21 protein-coding genes are annotated in these 17846 nt (G+C 69.3%); 7 read left to right on the top strand and 14 right to left on the bottom strand.

Annotated elements, in window-relative coordinates:
- The first annotated feature begins 63 nt into the window (after nucleotides 1–63).
- Both AB0H76_RS21105 and AB0H76_RS21100 read left to right on the top strand, forming a co-directional pair.
- The gene (locus tag AB0H76_RS21105) at nucleotides 64–795 is read left to right on the top strand and encodes a Sir2 family NAD-dependent protein deacetylase (protein ID WP_357326520.1); all 732 of its coding nucleotides are present in this window, start codon (nucleotides 64–66) and stop codon (nucleotides 793–795) included.
- A 34-nt stretch (nucleotides 796–829) separates the two neighbouring features.
- Nucleotides 830–1303 (top strand): hypothetical protein, encoded by a 474-nt coding sequence (locus AB0H76_RS21100; protein WP_357326517.1) that lies wholly within the window; start codon nucleotides 830–832, stop codon nucleotides 1301–1303.
- Between the two features lies 1 nt (nucleotide 1304).
- Here the strand turns inward: AB0H76_RS21100 and AB0H76_RS21095 are convergent, their stop codons facing one another.
- The 4 genes from AB0H76_RS21095 to AB0H76_RS21080 all read right to left on the bottom strand — a co-directional run bounded on the left by AB0H76_RS21095 (nucleotide 1305) and on the right by AB0H76_RS21080 (nucleotide 3819).
- Nucleotides 1305–1775 (bottom strand): PaaI family thioesterase, encoded by a 471-nt coding sequence (locus tag AB0H76_RS21095; protein ID WP_357326515.1) that lies wholly within the window; start codon nucleotides 1773–1775, stop codon nucleotides 1305–1307.
- A 126-nt stretch (nucleotides 1776–1901) separates the two neighbouring features.
- Nucleotides 1902–2897 (bottom strand): aldo/keto reductase, encoded by a 996-nt coding sequence (locus AB0H76_RS21090; protein WP_357326512.1) that lies wholly within the window; start codon nucleotides 2895–2897, stop codon nucleotides 1902–1904.
- Complete coding sequence (locus AB0H76_RS21085) at nucleotides 2894–3349, bottom strand: MerR family transcriptional regulator (protein WP_357326509.1); 456 nt, start codon at nucleotides 3347–3349, stop codon at nucleotides 2894–2896. The genes AB0H76_RS21090 and AB0H76_RS21085 overlap by 4 nt, the downstream gene beginning before the upstream one ends.
- 101 nt (nucleotides 3350–3450) lie before the next feature.
- Nucleotides 3451–3819, bottom strand: a complete 369-nt coding sequence (locus AB0H76_RS21080) for a VOC family protein (RefSeq protein ID WP_357326506.1) — start codon at nucleotides 3817–3819, stop codon at nucleotides 3451–3453.
- A 97-nt stretch (nucleotides 3820–3916) separates the two neighbouring features.
- Between AB0H76_RS21080 and AB0H76_RS21075 the strand changes: the two genes are divergently transcribed.
- Nucleotides 3917–4117: a hypothetical protein gene (locus AB0H76_RS21075; protein ID WP_357326503.1), complete on the top strand. Its 201-nt coding sequence runs from the start codon at nucleotides 3917–3919 to the stop codon at nucleotides 4115–4117.
- On the opposite strand, the gene AB0H76_RS21070 is transcribed toward AB0H76_RS21075, so the two are convergent.
- Entirely contained in the window at nucleotides 4114–4605 is a 492-nt protein-coding gene (locus AB0H76_RS21070) for a histidine phosphatase family protein (RefSeq protein ID WP_357326500.1), read from the bottom strand. The two genes, AB0H76_RS21075 and AB0H76_RS21070, sit on opposite strands and share 4 nt — an antisense overlap.
- A gap of 229 nt (nucleotides 4606–4834) precedes the next feature.
- Here AB0H76_RS21070 and AB0H76_RS21065 point away from each other — a divergent pair, with 229 nt between their 5' ends.
- Nucleotides 4835–6505, top strand: coding sequence for an FAD-dependent oxidoreductase (locus AB0H76_RS21065; RefSeq protein ID WP_357326497.1), 1671 nt, complete (start codon nucleotides 4835–4837; stop codon nucleotides 6503–6505).
- Between the two features lie 15 nt (nucleotides 6506–6520).
- Here AB0H76_RS21065 and AB0H76_RS21060 read toward each other — a convergent pair whose 3' ends face one another.
- The 8 genes from AB0H76_RS21060 to AB0H76_RS21025 form a co-directional block, all read right to left on the bottom strand.
- Nucleotides 6521–7174, bottom strand: a complete 654-nt coding sequence (locus tag AB0H76_RS21060) for a GntR family transcriptional regulator (RefSeq protein WP_357326493.1) — start codon at nucleotides 7172–7174, stop codon at nucleotides 6521–6523.
- Nucleotides 7175–7205: 31 nt separating this feature from the next.
- Nucleotides 7206–8195 (bottom strand): 2-oxoglutarate and iron-dependent oxygenase domain-containing protein, encoded by a 990-nt coding sequence (locus AB0H76_RS21055; protein ID WP_357326491.1) that lies wholly within the window; start codon nucleotides 8193–8195, stop codon nucleotides 7206–7208.
- 2 nt (nucleotides 8196–8197) lie between these two features.
- Nucleotides 8198–9352, bottom strand: a complete 1155-nt coding sequence (locus tag AB0H76_RS21050) for a nitrate ABC transporter substrate-binding protein (RefSeq protein WP_357326488.1) — start codon at nucleotides 9350–9352, stop codon at nucleotides 8198–8200.
- A 19-nt stretch (nucleotides 9353–9371) separates the two neighbouring features.
- On the bottom strand, nucleotides 9372–10151 hold the full coding sequence (locus AB0H76_RS21045; RefSeq protein ID WP_357326485.1) for an ABC transporter permease subunit: 780 nt from the start codon (nucleotides 10149–10151) through the stop codon (nucleotides 9372–9374).
- Nucleotides 10151–10927: an ABC transporter ATP-binding protein gene (locus tag AB0H76_RS21040; RefSeq protein ID WP_357326482.1), complete on the bottom strand. Its 777-nt coding sequence runs from the start codon at nucleotides 10925–10927 to the stop codon at nucleotides 10151–10153. The genes AB0H76_RS21045 and AB0H76_RS21040 overlap by 1 nt, the downstream gene beginning before the upstream one ends.
- Before the next feature lie 118 nt (nucleotides 10928–11045).
- Complete coding sequence (locus tag AB0H76_RS21035) at nucleotides 11046–12386, bottom strand: amidohydrolase family protein (protein ID WP_357326479.1); 1341 nt, start codon at nucleotides 12384–12386, stop codon at nucleotides 11046–11048.
- 126 nt (nucleotides 12387–12512) lie between these two features.
- Nucleotides 12513–13625 (bottom strand): winged helix DNA-binding domain-containing protein, encoded by a 1113-nt coding sequence (locus tag AB0H76_RS21030; protein WP_357326476.1) that lies wholly within the window; start codon nucleotides 13623–13625, stop codon nucleotides 12513–12515.
- Nucleotides 13626–13735: 110 nt separating this feature from the next.
- Entirely contained in the window at nucleotides 13736–14710 is a 975-nt protein-coding gene (locus AB0H76_RS21025; RefSeq protein WP_357326473.1) for an NADPH:quinone oxidoreductase family protein, read from the bottom strand.
- Nucleotides 14711–14946: 236 nt separating this feature from the next.
- On the opposite strand from AB0H76_RS21025, the gene AB0H76_RS21020 reads away from it, so the two are divergent.
- From AB0H76_RS21020 to AB0H76_RS21010, 3 genes are all read left to right on the top strand, one after another.
- Entirely contained in the window at nucleotides 14947–15264 is a 318-nt protein-coding gene (locus tag AB0H76_RS21020) for a type VII secretion target (protein WP_357326470.1), read from the top strand.
- Nucleotides 15261–16382: a transglycosylase SLT domain-containing protein gene (locus tag AB0H76_RS21015; RefSeq protein ID WP_357326468.1), complete on the top strand. Its 1122-nt coding sequence runs from the start codon at nucleotides 15261–15263 to the stop codon at nucleotides 16380–16382. The genes AB0H76_RS21020 and AB0H76_RS21015 overlap by 4 nt, the downstream gene beginning before the upstream one ends.
- A 138-nt stretch (nucleotides 16383–16520) precedes the next feature.
- Nucleotides 16521–17291, top strand: coding sequence for an acyl-ACP thioesterase domain-containing protein (locus AB0H76_RS21010; protein WP_357326465.1), 771 nt, complete (start codon nucleotides 16521–16523; stop codon nucleotides 17289–17291).
- 3 nt (nucleotides 17292–17294) lie between these two features.
- Here the strand turns inward: AB0H76_RS21010 and AB0H76_RS21005 are convergent, their stop codons facing one another.
- Nucleotides 17295–17819, bottom strand: a complete 525-nt coding sequence (locus tag AB0H76_RS21005) for an Lrp/AsnC family transcriptional regulator (RefSeq protein WP_357326462.1) — start codon at nucleotides 17817–17819, stop codon at nucleotides 17295–17297.
- Nucleotides 17820–17846: the final 27 nt, after the last annotated feature.

Genomic DNA, 17846 nt, shown 5'->3' with positions numbered 1-17846 from the left:
TCGAATTGTAGTGCGAGACATCATGATTGAGGGTTGCACTGGATAACGGCCGGAATGGAGGGCGTGCGGATCTTGTCGGCTCACGGTTCCGTCGACCGCGCGTGCCAGGTGGCGCGTACCCGGGGCTGGATCCGGGACGCCGAGCACCTGCTGGTGCTCACCGGTGCCGGAATCTCCACCGACTCGGGCATTCCCGCGCCGACCGGCCGGGAGGCCATCGACTGGACCGCTAACGCACCGGGCCGCCGGCGCGTGTGGCGCGCGCTGGCGCACTTTCTCCGTGCCGGTCGGCCCAACGCCGGGCATCACGCCCTGGCCGACCTGGAGCGCGCGGGCCGCCTCGGCGCGCTGGTCACCCAGAACGTCGACGGCCTGCATCTGGTGGCGGGCAACAGCCGGCGCCGCCTGATCGAGTACCACGGCGACCGCCGCGTCGCCATGTGCCTGGCCTGCGGCAGCCGCATCCCCACCCACCTCGTGCTCGACGTCGTCGAGGCGGGGAACGACGACCCGCGGTGCGTGTGCGGCGGGATCCTCAGGCCCGCTGTCCTTTCGGGCACCGGCGAGGTGGATCCCGAGGCGCACACCCGCGCGATCTCCGCGGCCCGCCGGACCGATCTGCTGCTCGCCGTCGGTACCACGCTCTCGCGGTTCCCGGTCGCGGGTCTGGCGCGCTTGGCCGCGGCCAGGGGGCGGCTGGTCATCGTCAACCGCAGTCCCACCCGGTTGGACGGGATCGCCGATGTCGTCCTGCGCGGCTCGATCAGCGAGGTATTGCCGCAGCTGGTTGTATAGCTGCTGAGGAAGTCGAGCGAAAGTTGTTCCTGCCGTGAGTATTACCGTGCGCGATGTGCTGGAAGCCCGCTCCGCCGAGGCCGGCGCCATCCGGGCGCATCTGCGCAATCACCTGTACGGGATCCCCGATACCGGCAACGAGGTGCTGGCCTACCGCGCCGCCGAATTGCGGGCCGCCGTCGCGCTGCTCCTGCGGGCCTGCGCGGACGACGAGGCCGCGGCCTCGGCGGTGCTCGCGGGTGTGGTCCGGATGGTGGAGGTCACTACCGAATCCGCCGCTGCCGCCGTCGTTTCCGTGGTCATCGCGGACACCGCCGACGCCGTGCGATTGCGCGGCGCGGCGGCGGTCACCGCCGATGTCACCGCCGCCGAGCGCGCCGGCGCGCATACCGACACCTGCCGATGGGCCCGGGTGGTCGCCGCGGACCATGGCGTGGACGCGGCCGCCGTCTACAACACGGCGGTCGACCGCGCCCGCTGGCGGGCGATGCAACCCAGCGGCGGCTAGCTCACTTGCGCCGCGGCCGGATCACGGCGGTGAAAGCCGAAGCGGCGACTTTCTTTCCGGTGCTGTCGGTGATGGTCACCGGCACCTCCAGCTCGATGTCGACCTGCTCGGCGATCTGGGCGCGGATCTTCTCGAGCGTCTCCGGCTCGATGTCGGAGGTGGCCAGGAACGGCCCGGCCTCGCCGCGGGCCCGGGCCAGGTATTCGATCCGGCCGTTGCGGGCGACGATGAACGTCTGGCCCATCAGGTCCACGATCCCGGATACCGACGCGCCCATCGCGGCGGTCTCCGCCAGTCCGAAGAGCACGGCGGCGTGCAGATCGCCGTTGTGGTTCAGGTGCTCGGGTTTCGGCGCGATCGAGACCACGCTGCGGCCCGGCCCGAACTCCGCGGCCTGAATCCCCGTGTACTGGATGAACCCCAGCTTCTGGAACCCGGCCATCACCAGTTCGCCCACAGCCGCGCTATCCATCGAATCTCCCGCATGTGCCAGAAATGAAACCTGTTCTAGTTCATACCGCGTAAAGAGCCGGTTGTCCATGCCGGCGACAGGGAACGGCCCCGGCGCGCGAACGCGCCGGGGCCGGAGTTCGCCGGGCTACTCGCGGCCCGCGGAGGTGAAGGACATGTCGGCGTAGCGGGGCCCGGCCACCTTGTCGGCGATCGGCTCCAGGGTGGCCAGCTCGTCCGCGGTCAGCGCCAGGGTGGCGGCCGCGACGTTCTCGGCCAGGCGGGTGCGGCTACGGGTGCCCGGGATCGGCACCACCGGCAGGTTGTGCACGGCGGCCTGTGCGTGCACCCAGGCCAGCGCGACCTGGGCCTGGGTGACATCGCGGGCCGCGGCGATGGTGGCCAGCGGCGCCAGCAGCTCCGCGTTGTGCGCGGCGTTGTCACCGGAGAACCGCGGCATGCCGGAGCGGTAGTCGCCCGGACCCGCCGTGTTCAGCTTGCCGGTGAGGAAGCCGCGGCCCAGCGGGGAGTACGGCACGAACGCGACGCCCAGTTCGGCGGCGGCGGGCACCGCGGTGCGCTCGACATCCCGGGAGAACAGCGACCACTCCGACTGCACCGCGGCGATCGGGTGCACGGCGTGCGCGGCGCGCAGCTCGTCACCGGTCACCTCGGACAGGCCGATGGCCCGGATCTTGCCCTGCGCGACGAGTTCGGCCAGCACGCCGGCGGTCTCCTCGATCGGCACCCGCGGATCGCGCCGGTGCATGTAGTACAGGTCGATGACGTCGATGCCGAGCCGGCGCAGGCTGCCGTCCACGGACCGGCGGATGTAGTCGGGGGAGTTGTCGAAGCCGCGGTAGGCGGGGTCGTCGGCCTTGCGGACGATGCCGAACTTGGTGGCCAGCACCAGCCGGTCCCGGTTGGCCTGGACGAAATCGCTGAGGAATTCCTCGTTGTGGCCCGAGCCGTAGATGTCGGCGGTGTCGAACAGGGTGACGCCGAGTTCCAGCGCGTGCTCCAGCGTCGCGCGGGATTCGGCCGGGTCGGACGCGCCGTAGAACTCGCTCATCCCCATGCAGCCGAGGCCCTGGATGCCGACCTGGATGCCGTTGGTGCCGAGTGCGGTGACTGGAAGGGTCATTGCTGGATTCCTTTGCTGTCGTGCGCGATCAGAAGGGCGGGCCGCACCGCCGTGGCGTCACCGGAATACAAGGCGATCTTGTAATCCAGGACCTCGACGGTCTTGCGGAGCTCCTCGATCTGGGCGAGCACTTCGGCGCGGGTATCCCGGAACATCTGCAAGCGTTCCGGCATCGTCTCCGCCCCGGACCGCACCAGCTCGGCGTAGCGGACCATGTCGGCCACCGACATCCCGGTGGTGCGCAGGCGCCCGATCAGCGCCAGCCACTCCAGGTCCCGATTGCTGAACCGCCGCTTGCCGGTGTGGTCGCGACCGACGTAATCCATCAGGCCGATCCGCTCGTACCAGCGCAGCGTGTCCCGGCTCAACCCGGAACGCTCGGCGGCGTCGCCGATCGAGTACTGCGGCCGGTCCGACGCACTGATATCGGTGTGACCTGCTGGAAGACCCATTGCCTCGCCCTTCTCGAAGAACACGCACGACGCTACCCACCTGGAGTGCACTCCAAGCAAGAGTAATTTTCGCCGCGGGCCGGAAGGCGCGCCGGGGTCGGTCAGTCGTACTTCGGCAACTGCTGGATGGCCCACTTGTTGCCGTCGGGGTCGGCGAAGAAGGTGAACAGGCCCCAGCCCAGGTCCTTGACCGGCGTCGCGTCCACGCCGGCGGCGACGAGCTGTTGATAAGCCTGTTCGGCGTCGGCGACGACCATCTGCATGCCCTCGACGCTGCCGGGTGCGGCCTCGGTGAGGCCACGGCCGATACAGATCGAGCAACCCGAACCCGGCGGCGTCAGCTGAACGAAGCGGACGTCGTCGCTGGGGGAGTGATCGTGGTCGGCGTTGAAGCCGATCGAGGTGTAGAAATCCTTGGCTCGATCGACATCGGTCACGGGAATCGCGATGAGCTCGATTTTCCAATCCATGCTGCCAGCCTGCCACCGCGTACCCACATACGCAGGGCAAACGATCCGATTCCAGGACATCCGGCCGGGCTCGATTTCCCGGCCTACCCTGGTGGACATGGCTAAGGAAATTGACCGCGTCCGGGCTCGCTCCGCGTTGGCGACGGTCCGGGAAAGTCCCTTCATCACCGCGGTCGCGGTGGCACCGGTCCTGCTCGCGCTCGGCGTGGTGTGGTGGCTGACGAACGGCTTCGTCGCCTTCGTGCTGCTGCTGATCCTCGGCGGCGTCGTCGTGATCGGCGGCAAGCTGCTCCGCTAGCGCGCCACGTGGAAGTGGGTGAGTTCCCCGGTTCCCGGATCGATGTCGGCCCAGGGCCGGTCGAATTCGAGGACCGCGAGCGCTGAGGTGGGGAATTTCCGGCTCAGTTCGATCGCCTGCTCGGAATTCCGGTTGGCCGCCAGCTCCCACGCGGTCCAGGGCATGCCCGGCGCGTGGCCGATCAGCAGCAGGGTCGACACGTCGTCGTCGCTGAGCTGGACCAGTTCGATCAGCGTGCGCGGGGAGGCCTCGTAGATGCCGCGCTCGAAGACCACGGGTGCGTCGATGCCGGTGGCGGCCAGGGTTTCCCGGGTCCGCACCGCGGTGGAGCAGCGCACCGCGTCGATCGGCGGCTGCGTCTCGCGCAGCCACTGCCCGGCCAGGGTGGCCTCGCGCTCCCCGCGCGGCGCCAGCGGGCGCTCATGGTCGGCGACCCCGTCCGGATACCCGGACTTGCCGTGCCGCATGAGGATCAAGGTCCGCGCCATGTGCCTACCGTAAGCCGCGACCGCGCCCGTCTCACGATGTGGTGGGGGATTGACGCCCCCGCGACCCGCTGTGATAGGACCGTGGTCGGTCCGGAGAGAGGCGTGCGCCACTCTTCGGGCACACTGAAAGCGGCGTCACATCCGCGCAACCGCATCAGCCGTGACGCCGCGGACACCGCAAACCACCGGGTGGCATACAGCCCACGCACATTTCGAGGATCTGCAAACTATGGCCTACGTCATCACGCAGCGTTGTTGCAACGACGCCAGCTGCGTCTCCGAGTGCCCGGTCGATTGCATTCGTCCCACCCCGGACCAGCGGGAGTTCGCGACGACCGAGATGCTCTACATCGACCCCGACACCTGTATCGACTGTGGTGCCTGCGTCGACGCGTGCCCGGTGGAGGCCATCTTCTCCGAGGACGACCTGACCGCCTCGCTGGCGCGCTACCGCGACATCAACGCCGCCTACTTCCAGCGGCACCCGCTGGAGTCGAACTTCGATCCGATCGTGACGCCCGCGCGCCCGCCGAAAGAGCTCGGCACGCTGCGCGTCGCCATCGTCGGCGCGGGCCCCGCCGCCTGCTACGCCGCCGATGAATTGCTGCGCCGCAGCGACGTCGAGGTCGAGATGTTCGACCGGCTGCCGACCCCGTGGGGTCTGGTCCGCAACGGCGTCGCCCCGGACCATCCGGGCACCAAGACGGTGTCGAGCCTGTTCGAGTCCGCGTTCCGGCGCGAGACCCTGCAGTACTACTTGAACGTCGAAGTGGGCACCCACATTTCGCACGAGGAGTTGCTCGAGCATCACCACGCCGTGCTCTACGCCGTCGGCGCCGCCTCGGACCGCCGGATGAACGTGCCCGGTGAGGAGCTGCCCGGCAGCCACTCGGCCACCGAGTTCGTCAACTGGTACAACGGCCATCCCGACTTCGCGGATCGCGAATTCGACCTGTCGGCCGAGCGCGCCGTCATCGTCGGCAACGGCAACGTCGCCCTCGACGTGGCCCGGGTGCTGACCGTGCAGCCGGACGAGCTGGCCAAGACCGACATCGCCGACCACGCCCTGGACGCGCTGCGCCGCAGCAACATCCGCGAGGTCGTCGTGCTCGGCCGGCGCGGCCCGCTGCAGGCGGCCTACACCTCGCCGGAGTTCCTGGCGCTGACCCACCTCAAGGGTGTGGACATCGTCGTCGAGGACGCCGACCTGGAACTCGACGCGACCAGCCGGGCGCTGCTGGACGACCCGCAGGTGGAGCCGCACTTACAGCTCAAGTACACCCTGGCCCAGGAGTACGCCGCGGGCCGCCGCGATCCGGCCAATCGCCGCATCGTCTTCCGGTACCTGAGCTCCCCGGCCGCGCTCACCGGTACCGACAAGGTGGAGGGCATCGAGTTCGTGCACAACGAACTGGTCGAGGAGGGTGGCCAGGTCGTGGCCCGCGCCACCGACCGTACCGAGAGCCTGGCGACCGGCCTGGTGCTGCGCTCGATCGGATACAAGGGCGAGCCGGTCGCCGACCTGCCCTTCGACGAGTTCCGCGCCGTGATCCCGAACGAGCACGGCCGGGTCATCGGGGAGGACGGCGCCCCGCTGCCCGGCGTCTACGTCAGCGGCTGGATCAAGCGCGGCCCGCGCGGTGTCATCGGCTCCAACCGCACCGACTCCGAAGAGACGGTGGAGCAACTGATCTCGGACTTCACCAGCGGCAAGCTGACCAAGCCACAGGGCGATCGCGCGGCCCTCAAGGCCCTGGTCGGCACGCGGCAGCCGGATCTGGTCGACCGCACCGGCTGGAAGACCATCGATCAGGCGGAGAAGACGGCGGGCAAGGCCGCCCGCCGTCCGCGGGTCAAGTTCACCACCCGGGAGGACCTGCTGAAAGCCGCTCGCGGCTAACGGCTTTCGCGGGCGTCAGCTCCGCCCGAGCCGCGTGATCAATCCGTGCACATGGGATTCGGCCGCGGCCCGGGCGGATTCGGGGTGCCCGGATTCCAGGGCGCGCAGGATGTGGCGATGCTCGCGCAGGGCGGTGTGGCGGTTGCGGGTGGAGTGCCACAGGTCGCCCCGGTAGAGGTGGGCCTGGGCCTCGAGGCGGGCGAGTTCGTCGGCCAGCGTCCGGTTGTCGGCCCGGTCCCGGATGAAGCGGTGGAAGGCCAGATCCAGTTCGGTGTCGCGGGCGGTGTCGGCCGCGCCGCGCAGGTTGTCCTCCTGTGCCGCAACCAGATCGGCGAGCTCGTCCAGCTCGGCGTCGGTGAGCCGGGTGGCGGCGTGCGCCGCGGCCAGGCCGTCCAGTGCAGCCCGGACCGCGAGCACATCGCGGATCTGGGCGTCGTCCAGCGCGGCCACCCGGGCGCCCGCGTGCGGCACGTTGACGGCCAGGCCCTCGTAGATGAGCTGCTGGACGGCTTCGCGTACCGGGCTACGGCTGACCCCGAGCTGGGCGGCCAGCGCGGGCACGCTCAGTGGCCGGCCGGCTTCCAGTTCCCCGGAGAGGACCAGTTGACGGACCTGCCCGTACACGTGCGGGCCGAGCAGGGCGGTGGGCGGCGCGTCCGGTTCGGTCATGACAGTGGTCCCCTTCCTGCGGGTGTCCTGATTATCCTTGCGGCCGGTAGTTGGCCTGCACCCGCTGGGTGAGGAAATCGGCGGCGGTGACCGGGGGATAGGTGCCACCCGGCCCCTGGATGACGGCGTCCCGGTCGGCCTGGGCGAAGTAGGCGATGCTGTAGCGCTCGCCCTGGTACTCGCCCTCGCCCGGGCTGCGGACCCGGTGGAAGTTGGAGGGCAGCAGGTCATCGCTCCAGCGGGTGAGCATATCGCCGATATTGCAGGTGATCAGGCTCGACGACGGGGTGATCGAGGTCCACTCCTGCTCGTCCATCTCCCGCCCGGGGCACACCTGCAACCCGCCCTGGCCGTCACGCTGGAAAAGCAGGGTGAGGCAATCGAAGTCGGTGTGCGCGCCGGCCCGCCAGCGGCCCGGGACGCCGCGCAGTTCCGCCGGCACCGCGAAGTAGTGCAGCAGCCGCAGGGTGCTCTGGTACTGCGGTGATTCCGGGTCGTGCGCCGCGGTGAAGTGCTCGCGGTCCATCCCGAGCCGGTCGGCGAAGCAGGACAGCACCCGCATCGCGACGGCCCAGGTGCGATGCTCGAAATCCAGGAGGGTGGCGCGGAATCCGGCCAGTTCCTGCTCGCTGGGCCAGAGCTGGTCCATGTGCGGGCGGGTGATCTGATACGACTCCTTCTGGTCGGGCACCCCGATGGACGGGCGCACCTGACTCAGGCTCTCCCAGCCCGCGTTGTTCGCCTTGACCAGCGGGTACTGGCCTTTCACGGTCTCCGGGAGGCCGAAGAACCCGGCGGTGCGGGCGAAGACGTCGTCGATCTGCGCCTGGGGGATGCCGTGCCCGGACAGCTGGAAGAAGCCGATCTCGGTGGCGGCCTGCCAGAGTTGCTCGGTGATCTCGGCGCGCCGGTCCTCGAAATCGGTGAGGTCGATGACGCGGATCTCGCGCTCGGTCTCGGTGCCGAGGCCGCCCATCTGCTTCTCGCGCGAGACTTCGGACAGGTCGTAGCTGGTTGCCATGCTCAGTTCCTTACGGTCGGGTCGAGAAATTCCTTGGTGACCAGTGCCTGGGCGGACAGGCCGTCCGGCACCTGTGCGCCGCCGCGGCGCAGGATCGGGGTGAATTCGGCGATGACGCGCTGCACCCGGGCCTCGTCGAAGCTGCCGACGATGCCGTCGGTGTCGGGCCCGACGAGCCCGCCGTCGATCAGTGCGCGGGAACCGAATTCGGCGAGCTCGGGGCTGTAGGGGCTGAAGCTCGGGCTCTTGGCGACGACGTCGACCACGACGTCGTTCACGGGCGCCGGGTCGGCCTGGAACCGCGCGGTCGCCCGCTGGATCATCGGTACCAGCCGCTGCAGGCAGGGCCGCAGTTCGGCGAGCTTGTCGGCGCGCACGTTGACGGTGCGGGCATAGCCCTCGTAGCCGACATCGCGCAGCAGCTGATAGCCGACCGGCTTACCCCAGGCCCGCACCTCGTGCTCGTAGACATAGGGTTCGGAGTTCGCGAAGCCCTGCTGGGCGAACGAGGGCCCGGCCACGAACCGCGACGGCGAGTTGTCGTAGGAGGCGTCGATCTGCTCGGGCTTGACCAAGCCGCGCGCGACCAGCCACTCCGGGTACAGCTGGCCCTGGGAAACCACCACCGGCGCACCGGATTTCCCGATATCGGCGATGCCGCGCCAGTCCGGATGGCTGCCGGGATCCCACATCAGCATCTGCGGGCTGGCCCGCAGCAGCGTGGTCACCGCGACGATCGGCTGGGTGGCCGCGGCGGCGATGGCGTGCTCGGAGTGCGCCAGCCCCAGAGTGATCGACGGGTCGACGTACATCTGCGACGGCACCGTCTGGAAGCCGATGGCCGGCCCACCGGCCCGGATCTCCAGGTCGACGCCGGTGTCCTTGCCGTCGATCGCGAGCGGGCCGGAGACCAGATTGCGATCGGCGTCGACCCGGTAGCCGGGGCCGAGCAGGCCGAAGATCGGGCCGGAATCGGATTCCGGTTCCCACTGCAACTGGACCACGACCTTGGCGGGGCAGACCCCGGCGAGCTGCTGCTCGGCCGGTGCGGCGGGCAGGTCGACGGCGGCGGTCTCGGTGTCGGTGCCGGAACAGGCCGCCCCGGAACCGATCACGGCGGCGGCGAGGGCTATCGCGCCGAATGTGCGTATACGCATGGAATCCTCCAGAGATGGGCTAGCGACCGGCGGCGTGCCAGCCGCCGGTGGTGATCCGCTGTGCGGCGGTGAAAATGGCGAAGACGAGCACGCCGAACAGGCCGGCCAGCAGGAGCGCGGCGAGCAGATCCTCGGATTGCAGCCGGGCGCGGTAGGTGTCGAGCAGGGTGCCGATGCCGGGCTTGCCCTGGGCGAAGAACATGTCGCCGATGATCGCGCCGGTGACCGAAAGGCCCGCCGCGGTCCGCAGACTCGTCATGATCGAGGGCAGCGCCGCGGGCAGTTCCAGCGCCACCATGGTGCGGATCCGGCCCGCGCGGCCCAGGGCGAACAGCTCCCGCAGGTTGCCGTCCACCGATTGGATGCCGAACAGCGTCAGCGCGATGATCGGGTGGATCGCGATGAGCACGCAGACGATGGTGCGCGAGCCGATGCCGTAGCCGAACCAGAGTCCGATCAGCGGCACCACGGCCAGCACCGGAATCGCCTGTAGCACAACGGAGTACGGGTACACGACGCGCTCGATCACCTTGGTCTGGCTCATCAGCACCGCGATCGCGACGCCGAGCACGGCCGAGATCAGGAGCCCGGTCACCGCGACCCGGGCGGTCACCGCGAGCGCGCGCAGCATCACCTCCAGCTTGGCCGGGTCGGCCAGCGATTCGGTGAGCACGGCGTGCGGCGGCGGCAACAGGAAGCGCCGCTGTGGACTCAGCACCAGCAGCGACACCGCGTACCAGGCCGCCATGGCCAGGCCGAAGGACAGGATCGGCGCGGCCAGTTTGACGGGACGGGGCATCAGCGGGCCTCCTTCAGGGAATGCGAAGTGCGGGCGACCAATTCGGTGAACGCGGGGTCGAACCGCAATTCCCGATCGCGCGGGTAGGGCAGATCCACCTCGATCACCTCGTGCACCCGGCCCGGGCGCGCGGACATCACCACGACCCGCGAGGCCAGGAACACCGCCTCGGACACCGAGTGCGTGATGAACAGCGCGGTGAACGCCTCGTCGCGGTAGAGCCGCAGCAACTCCTCCTGCATGCTCAGGCGGGTCATTTCGTCGAGCGCGCCGAACGGCTCGTCCAGCAGCATCAATCGCGGTTGCAGGGTCAGCGCCCGGGCCAGCGACACCCGCATCCGCATGCCGCCGGAAAGCTGGTGCGGCAGGCTCTTCGCGAAGTCGGTCAACCCGACCGCGTCGATCGCGGCGGTGGCGCGGGCCCGCCGGGTCTTACGGTCGAGCCCCTGCAATTCGGCGGCGAGCTCGACATTGCGCAGCACCGAGCGCCAGGGCAGCAGCGTCGCCTCCTGGAAGATGAAGCCGATCGAGTCCGTCTGCACCGCCACCGATCCCGAGCTGACCCGGACCAATCCCGCGGCCAGCCGCAGCAGGGTGGACTTGCCGCAGCCGGAAGGCCCTACGACGGCGACGAATTCGCCGGTCGCGATGTCGAGGTCGATGTCGGTGAGCGCCGTGGCGTCACCGAATCGCTTGCTCGCCTTGGCGAAGGAGACTTCGAGGCCGGACAGCAGGGTCCGGGCGTCGGCGTCTCGCGATGTGTCGAAGAGTGTCACTGTTCGTGCCTTCCCTCGCTGGGTCACGGTCTTTGCGTGCAACCCCGTGCGTGAGTTCAGTTTGTCTGCGGTGAATTACATGTAATCGCCGTCCCGTTTCCGGCGGATTAACTTGTCATCACACGCTGTTGAGTTGCCGAACCAGCAGCTCGGTGTCCACCCGGGTGCTGCGGCCGTCGCGAATGACCGCCTCGCCGTCCACCCAGACGGTGTCCACCACCCGGGGGGACGCGGTGGTCAGCAGCGTGGCGCCGGGGTCGAGCACCGGCAGGCAGGCGAAGTCCCGGTCGAAGCGGACCAGCGTGAGATCGGCCCGGTCCCCGACGCCGACGCCCGGGGCCGCGCCGGACCGGCCGAGCGCCCGGGCCGCCCCGGTGGTCGCCATCCGCAGCATCTCGTCGAAACCCAGGAGATCAGCGCGTTTCCGGGTGACCCGCTGCAGATACGAACCCATGCGCAGGGCCAGCAGCAGATCCTGGGTGTCGTTGCTCGCCGCGCCGTCGACCCCGAGACCGACGCCGACACCCGCCTCCAGCATCTCCAGCACCGGCGCGACACCGCTGCCCAGGCGCATGTTGCTCAGCGGGTTGTAGGAGACCGCGACGCCGCGGTCGGCGAAAACGCTGCGGCCGTGCGCGTCCAGGTTGACGCAGTGCACGGCCAGGGTGCGATCCCAGAGGAACCCGGAGTCGTCGAGATAGTCGACGGCGCCGCGGCCCGCATGCAATCGGCACATGTCCTCGTCGGTACTGGTCTCCAATACATGTATCGAGACGGTCTTGCCGCCGCGCACCGCGAATTCCCGGGTGGCGGCCATGCCCTCGGGCGTCAGGCAGCGCGGATTCGGCACCGCCAGCGCCGTGCTGATCCGCGAGCCACGCAGCCGCGCGTCGAGATCCTCGATATGCGCGAAGACCTCCGGCAGCGGCTGCATCAACCGGGGATCCAGACCCCAGCGCCGGGAGGCGTCGGCCCGGTCGGCGAGACCGCGGCCGAGAATCACCCGGATGCCCAGCTCGTCCAGGGCGCGAATCATGGCGTCGTGCACCGCTTCCGAGCGATTCGGCCACATGTGCTCGACCACGGTGGTGACCCCGCCGCGCAGCAACTCCAGGCCACCGGCCAGCGCGGACAGATAGGTCTGCTCGGGCGTGGCCGCGACCGTGCGCTCGCCGACGCATTGCAGCCAGGCCAGCAGCGGCAGCCCCTCGCCGATACCGCGCAGCACCGCCTGCTGCAGATGGGTATGAGTGTTGACGAATCCGGGCAGCAGGTGACCGCCGCCGCCGTCGACGCGGGGCAGGTCGCGGTGCGCGGCTCCGGCGGCCGGCCCGATCTCGGTGATCACGCCGTCGCGGACCACCACCTGCTGGCCGGGCGTCCAGCGCGGACCCGATGGGTCGCGCAGGTAGACGGTGACGTCGGTGATAACGGTGGACTGAGCGCTCGCGGGCACCATGCGGCATTCCTCCTGAGGAAATGCGGCTGGTTCGCCCGCCGGATCCGGCGGCCCGCGTCGCCCGTTGCAGCCATGAGCGACGTGCCGGGAAGCCTAACGACGCCGTGTTGCGCGGCGGTTAAAACCTCATGGCCGCAGGTCAGCGCTCTGTTCCAGAAGCTCGACGACGGGTTCGAGGTCCGGTTCGAGGAAGGCGAGCAGCGCGTGCGCCTCCGCCTCGACCTCGGCGCATTCGGCCCGGGTCCAGGGGCGGGCGGGGCTGATCCGCAGCCGGGCGGCACCGCCCTTGGGGAAGATCTTGTAGAGCCCCGCCAGGTAGCCGTCGAGCAGGATCGAGGAGACCAGGGTGGTGGAGGTGCGCAGCCGCGCGCTGTTGCCCTCGGGGACGATGCGGCTGCGGTCCTGGTGCGAGAGAACGGCGTTGTCGTACCAGCCGAGCAGGCGCGCCGGCGCGGGCCGATCGGGGTCGGCCAGTTCGGCGCCGGCGACGTCGTAGAGGGTGCGGCCGCGGTCGTCGGTGTAGGTGCGCACGCGGTCACCGAGCTGGTCGACGGCCTTCTTGATGCCGGTGAGCCGGGACCAGGCCTGCATATCCATGGTGCTGGCGGGGCCGAACGCGCCGAGGTAGCGAAGCAGCAACTCCGAGAGCGGGTACGACGGGTCCAGCGGCGCGCCCAGCCACGGCTCCACCCGGGACCAGACCGGGCGGCTGTTGTCCTTCCACCGGCCGCGCGGCGGGGTCTGCAGCACCGGCAGCTGGTACAGCCAGGTCTGTAGCACCGCACCGGCATCGCGATCCGGATAGAGCTCGGCGGCCCGGGCCCGGATATCGGCCGCGGACATCGGCTCGTCGCCCAGGACGGCCTCGCCGTGCGCGCGCACCTCGTCGGGATCAAGCCCGACCATCGCGCCGAAATTGAAACCCTTACGGAACGGGGCCTTCTCCAGCTCCGGCTGGATGTGCGGGGCGATGCGCAGCGCGTCCGCCGGGGTGACCAGGTGAATGGTGCCGCGCATCAGGGTGATCCGGACCAGGGAGCGGTCCTCGAGCGCGTCGGAGACCGTCGCCGGATCGAAATCGGCGACCCGGCTCCACAATCCGACGAACGGCGGGGGCACATCCTGCGCCTGCAGGCCGATGAGATGATCACACATCTGCGGCGTGGTCAGCGTGCAGCGCTCCAGCAGATGCTGGCGCGCGAGCAGCGTCCGGTTCAGGACCCGATTCGACAGCTTCATGATGCGCCAACAGTACGAGCCGGAGCGGACATCTGTCTTTCCGAACAGCCTGTGCATACCTGTGGATCGATTCCGGTCCGCCCCGCCGCGGGCGGACCGGTGTTCGAACCTCAGCGCAGGGTGACGACGACCTTGCCGGTGGCGGTCCGGTTGTCCAGCGACGCAACGGCTTCCGCGGCCCGGTCCAGCGGGTACAGCACCGGCTGCGGCGGGGCGATCTCGCCGGCGGCCAGCAGCGGCTCCACCTCGGCCCACTGCTCCTGCAGGTAGCCGGGGTGCGACATCACCCATTCGCCCCAGGCCGCGCCGGTGACCTCGACGTTCTTGAGCAGCAGGCGGTTCACCTTGACCGTGGGGATCTCGCCCGCGGTGAAGCCGACCACCAGCAGCCGGCCCGCCGAGCCCAGCGAGCGGACGCTGTCGGTGAACCGGTCGCCGCCGACCGGATCGATCAGTACGTCCACGCCGCGACCGCCGGTGATCTCCTTGACGGCCGCGAGCCAGCCTTCGGTGAGCACCACGTCCGTGGCGCCGTTGGCCCGCGCGACCTCGGCCTTCGCCTCGGTGCTGACCACCGCGATCACCTTGCCCGCGCCCAGCGCCCGCGCCATCCGCAGCGTGGAGGTGCCGATGCCGCCGGCCGCGCCGTGCACCAGCACCGTCTCGCCCGCCGCCAGCCGGCCACGGTTGCGCAGGCAGAAGTGCACGGTCAGGTCGTTGAAGAGAATGCCCGCGCCCGCTTCCAGCGAGATGTTGTCGGGCAGCTTGAACACCATCTGGGCCGGCGCCACCGCGACCTCGGCCAGGGCATTGCCGAGCAGCGTCAGCGCCACCACCCGGTCACCGGCCTCGACGTGGGCGTCCGCGGGCGCCTCCCGCACGATCCCCGCGATCTCGCCGCCGACAACGAACGGCAATTCCGGCTTCATCTGGTAGAGCCCGCGGGTCATCAGCACGTCCGGGAACGCGACACCCGCCGCGTGCACGTCGATGACCACACCGCCCGGGTAGCCGGCGGGCTCCGGGATGTCCACCACCTCGATCGCTTCCGGTCCCTCCAGTTTGCTGACCTGAGCTGCGCGCATGGGCCGACCTCTCTGTCCTATCCCGGCGACCCGTCCGGCCGCCGATGACACCGTGACCAACATAACCGGCGATCCGATGGCGCGTGCCTGCAGATGTCTCACACCAGCCCCGCGCCCGGCGTGAGTGGGGACGGCCGGTGGTTCGGGCGCCGATTCCGCACCGTCGCGGCCTGTCCACACGGTGGGATGTTGGCTAAGCTTGCCGCGAATTCAGGACGGGGAGAAGGGGGTTTTCGATGGCCGGTCCGAACGATACGTTGCAGGTCAATTCCGAAGCGCTGCAAAAGTTTGCGACCAACCTGCGCACCGAGGCGACCGATGTCACCAGTCTGGGCGCGGGCCAGGGTTTCAACTTCGCCTCCGGCGCGCTGCCGGGCACCGATTTCGGCACGGTGGTCACCTCCGCGACCGACACGCTCAACAACTGCCTCGAGCGCATCAACGAGCGGCTGTCCACGATCGCGGACGGCATGCAGAACGCGGCGGGCAAATACGAGCTGGTCGAAGCGGACTTCGCGGACAAGTTGAAGACCATCGGCCTGGAGGTGAAATGACACTCACGATTCCCGATGTACTCGCCTGGGAGCCCAGCAAGCTGACGGCCGCGGGCACGCACGCGAACACGGTCTCGACCAAGCTCGACGGCCTGTTCACCAAGAGCGTCACCGACACCCAGGGCCTGGGCTGGTCCGGCACCGCCGCGGCCGCCGCGAACGCCCGCGTGGAGACGGAGAAGACGCGAGCGTCGGCCGTGAGCGCCGCCCTGCTCGACGTGCAGACGGCGTTCACCGAGCAGGTGGAAAACCTGACCAACGCCAAGAACAAGGTGATCCAGCTCCGTGACGACGCGCTGAACCAGAAGCCCGCCTTCGAGGTCTCCGACGCCGGTGTCGTCACCGCCACCGCGCGCGTCGCGGAGATCCGCAAGACCTCGGGCGCCACTACCGAGGACACCTCCGACGACCGCGGCGGCACCGAAATGGCCGTCGTGGGTGAGGAACTCGCGGCCGCCCAGCGTTCGCTGGATCTCGCCAACGCGCTGGCCGCGGCCGAGGGCGTCGCCGTCGCGGCCCGAGCCCGGGTCGCCACCGCGGTGGCCAAGCTACAGACCGCCTACGAGGGCCTCGGCGACCCGAAGCTCAATGTGGAGCAGGCGCCCACCACCCCGGCAGTCACGCAGAAGCCGGTTACGCAGAGCCCGAGCAGCAACCTGAAGTCCAACAGCAACAGTGGGTCGGGCTCCGGAAGCGGCACCGGGACGGGCAGCGGTTCGGGAAATCAGTACAGCAGCGACGCGCCGACCACCATGCCCACCGGCGAGCAGAAGGAATGGATCGAGAAGGCCATTCAGGAGCTGCGCGCGGCCGGCTACGACATCAGCGACAGCGATGCCGCCATCATCGCCAAGATGATCGAGAAGGAGTCGGGCGGCAACCCGAACGCCATCAACCTGTGGGACAGCAACGCGGCGGCGGGCATCCCGTCCAAGGGCCTGATGCAGACCATCGACCCGACGTTCAACTCCTACAAGTTGCCCGGCCACGACGACATCTACAACCCCGTGGACAACATCATCGCGGGTAGCCGGTACGCGATCGAGCGCTACGGATCGCTGTCGAACGTGCCCGGTATCGCGGCGATGAACGCGGGTGGCAGCTACGTCGGTTACTGATCCGCTTCCTGATGCCGGGCTCTTCTACGCGCGAGTACCCCGATCTCGACGCGAGGGTGTGACGTACGCCCCGTAAAGTCGTCTCAGAAGAGCACCGCAAGAAAAAACGCGGCACACCGTGCAGCGCGAGGAGCACCAGTGTCACTCGATCAGCCACTCGCCCCGCTTCCCCAGGAGGGCATGGGCTTCGCTTCGGCGTGGCCTGTCCGGGCTGGCGACGTGGATCCATACGACCGGTTGCGGTTCGACGGTGTCGCCCGCTACCTGCAGGATATCGCCTGGGAGCAGCTACATAAGACCGTGCTGCATCGCACCGATCCGAACTGGATCGTGCGGCGCACGGTCATCGATGTCATCCGGCCGATTCAATGGCCGGACGAGGTGCAGATGTTGCGCTGGTGCTCGAGCATGTCGACCCGGTGGACGAACATGCGCGTGCGCATCACCAGCGGCAACGGCGGTCTGATCGAGACCGAGGGCTTCTGGATCAATATCAGCGAGTCGAACAACATGCCCGCCCGGATCAGCGACGAGGGCCTGGGCTATCTCTCCGAGACGACGCAGGAGCATCGGCTGCGCTGGCGGCCGTACCTGACCGATCCGACGCCGCCGGAATCCGACACCGATCTGCCGTTCCCGGTGCGCGCCACCGATATCGACAGCTACAACCACGTCAACAACGCCTGCTACTGGCAGGCGGTGGAGCAGTTCCTCGTCGAGTATCCGAAGCTGGTGGCGGCGCCGCACCGCGCGATCGTCGAGTACGTCGCGCCGGTGCTCGCGCGCCAGCACGTGATGGTGCGCAGCCGCTACGAGCCGGGCGATCGCTCCGGGCGGCCGGGCCTGCGGCTGTGGTTCGTGGTCGGCGGCACCACGACCACCGTCGTGCGGATCATGCCGCTCCCGTAGCGCTCAGCGCTCGTGCGACTCCCGGTACGCGGGCGCCTTGCTGCTGTGCGTGGGGGTGAGGGTGCGCAGTAGCGGCAGCGTGCGGCGCGGCACCACGGTCGAGAGCACGATGACGCTGTGCGAGCGCACCACCGAGCTGGTGCGGTCGATACTCAGCAGCACCGTCTGCAAGCCCGCGTGCGAATCGGCACCGATGCGGCACCAGACATCCCCCGAGCCGGTGGTGGCGTAGGCCTCGAGCACGCCGGGAATCGCGTCGAGTTCGGCCGCGACCAGATCCAGCGCGCCCTGCGCGATCTCCAGCGTCACGAACGCCTGCACGTCGAAACCCGCTGCGGTGACGTCGATCTGCGGATCGTAGGAGGCGATGACACCGGATTCCTCCATGCGCCCGATCCGGGACTGCACGGTGGCGCGGGCGACGCGGGTGCGCCGGGACAGCTCCAGGATCCCCGCCTTCTGGTACTCGTGCATGGCGGTGAGGATGGCGAGATCGAGCTCGTCCAGTTTCGCCGGTGTGCGCGACATTGCGGGCCTCCTTGGTGTGCAGCCTGT

This window comes from Nocardia sp. NPDC050712 (assembly GCF_040654295.1).
In the GTDB taxonomy this organism is placed as follows: domain Bacteria; phylum Actinomycetota; class Actinomycetes; order Mycobacteriales; family Mycobacteriaceae; genus Nocardia.
This window is presented reverse-complemented; position numbering and strand designations above follow the sequence as displayed.